We start from the raw sequence: 314 nt of genomic DNA, 5'->3' as shown, positions 1-314 counted from the left end.
CCAAAGGCAAATCGTGAAAAGATGACTCAGATCATGTTCGAAAACTTCAACAGCCCTGCCATGTATGTAGCTATCCAGGCTGTCTTATCTCTGTACGCCTCTGGTCGTACAACTGGTATTGTCATGGACTCTGGTGATGGTGTCTCTCACACTGTACCAATCTATGAGGGATATGCCCTCCCCCATGCCATTATTCGTCTTGATTTAGCTGGCAGAGACTTGACCGACTACCTGATGAAGATTCTGACAGAACGTGGCTACTCTTTCACCACCACAGCTGAACGTGAAATCGTCCGTGACATCAAGGAGAAGCT

At 47.5% G+C, this 314-nt stretch carries 1 pseudogene; it reads left to right on the top strand.

Going from position 1 to position 314, the window contains the following annotated elements:
* Nucleotides 1-21 precede the first annotated feature (21 nt).
* A pseudogene (locus tag D0T87_RS24010) lies at nt 22-314 on the top strand (actin, cytoplasmic 2); the annotation flags it as partial.

The sequence above is a fragment of the Bacteroides sp. 51 genome (assembly GCF_010500965.1).
GTDB lineage: Bacteria > Bacteroidota > Bacteroidia > Bacteroidales > Bacteroidaceae > Bacteroides.
Note: the sequence above shows the minus strand (reverse complement) of the source record. Positions and strands in the feature narration are given on the sequence as shown.